The sequence below is a fragment of the Pseudomonas sp. Pseusp88 genome (genome assembly GCF_047303955.1).
GTDB lineage: Bacteria > Pseudomonadota > Gammaproteobacteria > Pseudomonadales > Pseudomonadaceae > Aquipseudomonas.
Map to the genome: position 1 here is coordinate 1 of NZ_JBGLYM010000072.1, position 5836 is coordinate 5836.

The 5836-nt window shown below is 58.2% G+C and carries 8 protein-coding genes; 4 read left to right on the forward strand and 4 right to left on the reverse strand.

Annotated features, from left to right (window positions below):
• On the reverse strand, positions 1–191 hold a 191-nt coding region (locus ACCD02_RS32375), incomplete at its 3' end, for a hypothetical protein (RefSeq protein WP_413310661.1).
• Between the two features lie 250 nt (positions 192–441).
• Between ACCD02_RS32375 and ACCD02_RS32380 the strand changes: the two genes are divergently transcribed.
• Positions 442–816 (forward strand): PilZ domain-containing protein, encoded by a 375-nt coding sequence (locus ACCD02_RS32380; RefSeq protein WP_413310662.1) that lies wholly within the window; start codon positions 442–444, stop codon positions 814–816.
• A 20-nt stretch (positions 817–836) separates the two neighbouring features.
• Here the strand turns inward: ACCD02_RS32380 and radA are convergent, their stop codons facing one another.
• Entirely contained in the window at positions 837–2204 is a 1368-nt protein-coding gene (gene radA / locus ACCD02_RS32385) for a DNA repair protein RadA (protein ID WP_413310663.1), read from the reverse strand.
• Positions 2205–2378: 174 nt separating this feature from the next.
• Between radA and mscL the strand changes: the two genes are divergently transcribed.
• Complete coding sequence (mscL, locus tag ACCD02_RS32390; RefSeq protein WP_413310665.1) at positions 2379–2804, forward strand: large-conductance mechanosensitive channel protein MscL; 426 nt, start codon at positions 2379–2381, stop codon at positions 2802–2804.
• Between the two features lie 127 nt (positions 2805–2931).
• Here mscL and ACCD02_RS32395 read toward each other — a convergent pair whose 3' ends face one another.
• A complete protein-coding gene (locus tag ACCD02_RS32395; protein ID WP_413310667.1) occupies positions 2932–3708 on the reverse strand; it encodes a ferredoxin--NADP reductase in 777 nt (258 codons plus the stop codon).
• A gap of 337 nt (positions 3709–4045) precedes the next feature.
• Between ACCD02_RS32395 and ACCD02_RS32400 the strand changes: the two genes are divergently transcribed.
• The gene (locus ACCD02_RS32400; protein ID WP_413310668.1) at positions 4046–4279 is read left to right on the forward strand and encodes a helix-turn-helix domain-containing protein; all 234 of its coding nucleotides are present in this window, start codon (positions 4046–4048) and stop codon (positions 4277–4279) included.
• Between the two features lie 119 nt (positions 4280–4398).
• Complete coding sequence (locus ACCD02_RS32405) at positions 4399–5523, forward strand: methyltransferase (protein WP_413310670.1); 1125 nt, start codon at positions 4399–4401, stop codon at positions 5521–5523.
• 3 nt (positions 5524–5526) lie between these two features.
• Here ACCD02_RS32405 and ACCD02_RS32410 read toward each other — a convergent pair whose 3' ends face one another.
• Positions 5527–5697 carry a DUF2474 domain-containing protein gene (locus ACCD02_RS32410; protein WP_413310672.1) on the reverse strand — a complete coding sequence of 57 codons (171 nt, stop codon included), beginning with the start codon at positions 5695–5697 and terminating at the stop codon, positions 5527–5529.
• Positions 5698–5836 lie beyond the last annotated feature (139 nt).

Here is a 5836-nt window from a genome sequence, read left to right on the forward strand (position 1 = left end):
ATGACGTGGTTGGCGATGAACAAGCTGTAGTAGCGGTAGGCAACCAGATAGATGGCGACGGCGGCCACTACTATCCACAAGGCGTTTATCGCCTCTCCGCGGCGCAAGGCCACGACCCCCAGGGCGCAGGCCCCGACAATTGCGACAATCAGCCAAGGCACATGGCGCAGCAGACTATTATTATTTTTCATTTTTTATTCCAGCTCAGTGGACTAGAAGACAACAGAAGCAGTTTAGCTGTGTCTCGGAGAAAAGGGCCACCCCACAATGGTCTAGAAATATCCGACATAACAGTGAGATCTAATGCAAAAAAGCCGACTTGAAACTGTTCGGAAACACTTATCGGCGCTATTGTCCTGAAGATTGCCCCTGATCAATGAACGGGCTTTTCAGGCCACTCTGCTACCGTATAGCTACAAGACTCGAAGAGATGCTACTGAGATGACCGAACTACAAGAAGATCGCCGACGCTTCAAGCGTATCGATTTCGATGCCAAGACCAGGCTCAGCCAGGGTTCGAAGACGTGGCACGTACAGTTGCTCGACCTGTCCCTCAAGGGACTGCTGATTGAGCGCCCATCACCGTGGGAATGCGATCCGGGCCAGTCGTTCGCCGTGGATATTCAGCTCAGCCCGGATGCCATGGTGAAAATGGACGTGAATCTGACCCACGTCGACGCCACCAAGAATCACCTGGGCTTCGTCTGTCTGCATATCGGGATTGAATCGATCAGCCACCTGCGCCGCCTGATCGAACTGAACCTGGCCGATCCGCAGGAGCTGGAACGTGAGCTGGCGGCACTGATCGAAATCTGAGCAACAGCGCCTGAACGCCGTTACTCGAATAAAGCATCCAACGCCTGCTCCAGGCGTGTCACGGCAATGATCTGCAAACCGGCCGGCGCCTCTTTCGGGGCATTGGCCTTGGGTACGATGGCACGCTTGAAGCCGTGCTTGGCGGCCTCCTTGAGCCGCTCCTGACCACTGGGTACCGGCCGCACCTCCCCTGACAAGCCAATTTCGCCGAACACCAGCAGATCGTGGGGAAGCGGACGATTGCGCAGGCTGGACATGATCGCTGCCATCAAGGCCAGGTCGGACGCAGTCTCCAGTACCTTGACCCCGCCGACTACGTTGAGGAACACGTCCTGATCGTGAGTAGGAATACCGCCATGACGGTGCAGGACCGCCAGGAGCATGGCCAGGCGATTCTGATCAAGCCCCAGCGTCACGCGGCGCGGGTTGGCCAGATGGCTGTCATCGACCAGAGCCTGCACTTCGACCAACATGGGCCGGGTGCCTTCCCAGGTCGCCATGACCACACTGCCCGGTACTTCTTCCTGAGCACGAGTCAGGAAAATCGCTGATGGATTGGAAACCTCCTTCAGCCCTCTGTCAGTCATGCCGAACACACCCAACTCGTTGACTGCGCCAAAGCGGTTTTTCACCGCCCGCAGCAAACGCAGGCGACCATCGGACTCGCCTTCGAAATACAATACCGTATCAACCATATGCTCCAGCACCCGTGGCCCGGCCAGGGCGCCTTCCTTGGTGACGTGACCGACCAGGAAGATCGCCGTGCCGCTCTGCTTGGCATAGCGCACCAGCAGCGCAGCACTTTCCCGGACCTGAGAAACGCCGCCGGGTGCAGATTGCAGCTGCTCGGTAAAAATAGTCTGGATCGAGTCGATTACCATGATTTTGGGCTGCTCGACCCGCGCCGTGGCAATGATGCTTTCGATGCAGGTCTCGGTCATGACCTTGAGCTTGTCCTGGGGCAGCCCCAGGCGACGGGCGCGCATGGCAACCTGCTGCTGGGATTCTTCCCCCGTGACGTACAAGGCCGGCATGCTCGCGGCCATGTTGCACAGGGTCTGCAGCAGGATGGTCGATTTACCGATACCCGGATCGCCGCCGATCAGCACGACCGAACCATCTACCAGGCCGCCGCCAAGAACCCGATCCAGCTCGGTGGAGTGGGTAGAGAAACGCGGAATTTCTTCGACACTGACTTCGGCCAGGGTCTTGATCTGAGCCTGTTGCCCCGCCCAACCGGTACGCCCGCTCGGGGCTGCCGCCGCGCCGCTTTCCAGCACGGTTTCAACCAGGGTGTTCCAGGCGCCGCACTCGCTGCACTGGCCCGCCCACTTGGGAAATGTCGCGCCGCACTCGGTGCAGCCGTACAAGCGTTTGGCCTTGGCCATGGCAACCCCCGTCAGAAAAAGGGGGCAATCATAACGCAGCCGGGCCGCTCTATTTTTTCAAAAACCAATAAAACCAATGCAGGAGACGTCGGTCGATTGCATGAGCACTGCTATATACATGAAGGGCTGGATTAAACTGCCCGGATAAATTCATCTGTAACAAGGAATATACCCATGAGCGTACTAAGCGAGTTCAAGGCCTTTGCCGTCAAAGGTAACGTGGTCGATATGGCCGTCGGTATCATCATTGGCGCGGCATTCGGCAAGATCGTTTCGTCGTTCGTCGGCGATGTAATCATGCCGCCCCTCGGGCTGCTGATCGGCGGCGTGGACTTCAGTAACCTGTCCGTAATCCTGCGCCCTGCGGAAGGCGCGGCGCCGGCCGTGGTGCTGGCCTACGGCAAATTCATCCAGACCGTAATCGACTTCATCATCGTCGCCTTCGCCATTTTCATGGGCGTCAAGGCGATCAACCGCCTCAAACGCGAAGAAGCCAAGGCACCAAGCCTGCCGCCAGTGCCGAGCAAGGAAGAAGTGCTGCTGGGTGAAATCCGTGATCTGCTCAAGGAGCAGAACAGCCGGCCTTCGCAGGGCGTGTGAGAACGTAGCGAGCGAAGGCAAGACAAGGCAAAAACAGGCGAGGAAGCGGAGTTTAGTCCACTAAATGAGCATTCCGAGCCTGTTTTTAACGCAGGATTGGCGAGCGCAGTAGTTATCACGCAGCCTGCTACCAGTAATTCTCCACCGCAACCTGGCCCGGTCGCCGGCTGAGACTCAGATTCAGATCACGCTGTTTGAGCAACTTGCGGGTGTCATCGATCATCTGCGGGTTGCCACACAGCATCAGTCGCGAGTGCTCAGGCGTCAGAGACAAACCCGCCGCCCGCTCAAGCTCACCACTCTCGATCAGTTGGGTGATGCGCCCATGCAACGCTCCCGGATGCTCTTCGCGGGTGACGATGGGGATGAACAGGAACTTCTCGGCGTATTCGGCCAGGTATTCCCTGCTCATCAATTCGGCGATCAACTCCTGATAGGCCAGTTCCCGAGCCTCGCGCACGCTGTAGACCAGAATGACCCGCTCGAAGCGCTCCCAGACCTCGAAGTCCTGCAGGATCGACAGAAACGGCGCCACTCCCGTACCGGTAGAAAGCATCCACAGATCACGGCCATCGACGAATCGATCCAGGGTCAGGAACCCGGTCGCCTGCTTTTCGATCAATAGCGTGTCGCCTTCGCGCAGCCGACTCAGTTCGCTGGTGAACTCGCCGTCCGGCACCACGATGGAAAAGAACTCGAGAAACTCGTCATGGGGCGATGAGACCACCGAGTAAGCGCGCCATACGATGCTGCCATCGGCCTTGGTCACGCCCAGGCGGGCAAACTGTCCGGCACGAAAACGAAAACCCGCATCACGGGTGGTGCGCAGGGTGAAGAGGCTGGGCGTCAACGGCGTGACGGCCAACAGGGTCTGGCGGGTGAATTTTTCGTCGCTGGCGGTCATGGGTACTCCTGACGCCTCGTCTATAAGGGCAAACTCTATCTGCAAGTGTCCTGCAAAGTGACGTCGATAAACACCGGCAATGGGTAAGGGCATCCTGTGACAGCGGTTTGCGGGAGGTTTTTTAGAGTATTTGGCTCTTACCGTTATCGCGCCAAATCAGCTTGCCAAGCGGACAATCCCCGGCGCCCCCGCTCGCACTTGGGTTTTATCATTGTCCGGTAAATGCGGGCCTATAACGTTAATTGTCCACCTGTCCGGCCAGACATTGCCGCCCCGATTTGCGCAGTAGCGCTCTCTACACTGAACAAGGGACCGGTTTATAGCAGGGAGATGCTCAATGGAAGCCTTGGCCTTGGACCCGGCGTACCAATGCTCACGCCACACACTCACGCACAGGGAAATAGAAACCCTGAAATGGTCGGCCGTCGGCAAGACCGCTGCCGATATCGCCATGATTCTGCGCATTAAGGAGCGCACCGTTCACTTTCATATCGCCAGTGCCGTACAAAAACTGGGCGTGCCCAATAAAACTGCAGCAGTAGTGCAGGCCATCCTGGAGGGTATGTTCTGAACGCCCCCGAAATCTCAAGGTGCCAACGGGCAAAAAGAACGTAAAATCGCCGGTTTGAGCGAGCCACGAGTTTTCGGGCTGCGCCGATCCCTGTCGATTGCCCAGAGTTCTTCTTGCCCATGCCCTTGCTTATCAGTCCTTTCGCCCAGCTCGATCTTATCCGCCAACCCGAGCAACAGGACGAACCATTGCAGGCGTTCGACGCAGCCGATGAATACCTGCTCAATTACGTGGCCGAACATGGCCTGAACCTGCACAGCAAAGTACTGGTGCTTAACGACAGCTTCGGTGCGTTGGCTACGAGCCTGATGCCCCACGCCAATGTGGTCAGCAGCAGCGATTCGTTCCTGGCAGTCCAGGCCCTGGAAAAAAACCTGGCACGCAACGGCATGGCCTATGACGCCGTTCCGGTGACTCCAGCCAGCGAGCCGCTGGCCGGGCCTTTCGACTGGGTGCTGATCCGTATCCCGAAGACGCTGGCCCTGCTGGAAGAACAACTGAGCCGCCTGCAAGGCCAACTGGCGCCCGGCGCCAAGGTGATTGCCGCAGCCATGATCAAGCATCTGCCGCGCTCTGCCGGTGAGCTGCTGGAGGAATATGTCGGCCCTGTGCACGCCTCCCTGGCGGTAAAAAAAGCCCGGCTGCTGTTCGCCGAGCCGCGGTCGGCAGAATTCATCTCCTCGCCCTACCCCACGCGTTACAAGCTCGACCAACCAGCCATCGAACTGGTCAATCACGCCAATGTGTTCTGCCGCGAAGGGCTGGATATCGGTACCCGCGCCTTCCTGCCTTATCTGCCAAAAGACCTCGGCGCGGCCAGAGTCGCGGACCTGGGTTGCGGCAATGGCGTATTGGCTATCGCCAGCGCCTTGGAGAACCCGGACGCCCAATACACCTTGGTCGATGAATCTTATATGGCAGTGCAATCAGCCCGGGAGAACTGGCAGGCGACACTGGGAGCGCGCGAGGTAACCATTCGCGCCGCCGACGGTCTGGAAGGTCAGCCCGCCGACTCACTGGATGTGGTGTTGTGCAATCCGCCATTCCACCAGCAACAGGTGGTCGGGGATTTCATTGCCTGGCGAATGTTTCTGCAGGCTCGGGCCGCACTGGTCACCGGCGGCTCGCTGTATATCGTCGGCAACCGCCACCTGGGCTATCACGCCAAGCTGGCGCGACTGTTCCGTGGTGTAGAACTGGTCGCGGCGACGCCCAAGTTCGTTATTCTCAAGGCCCGCAAATAAGCTTTAGTGCGTTGTTAACCCGGCGGCGTTCATGAACAGGCGCATGAGGCTGGCGAAGATAAACAGCGTCAGGACACTGCCCGCCCAGATCGCCAGCAACCAGCCCAGACGCTGCCAGAATGGTTTGTTTTGGGCTGGGTCTTGCTGCTTGTCGAGCGTGGGTTTGCTGGACATGGTGTGTTTCTCCTATCTTCTGAATCAACGCGATTTTGTAGGAGCTGCCGAAGGCTGGGGATTGGTTTACACCCCTTTAGCCCCCATAGGCCGCTCCGACAAGGTATACGGTAACCCCGAATTGCAAGTGATAACCCGA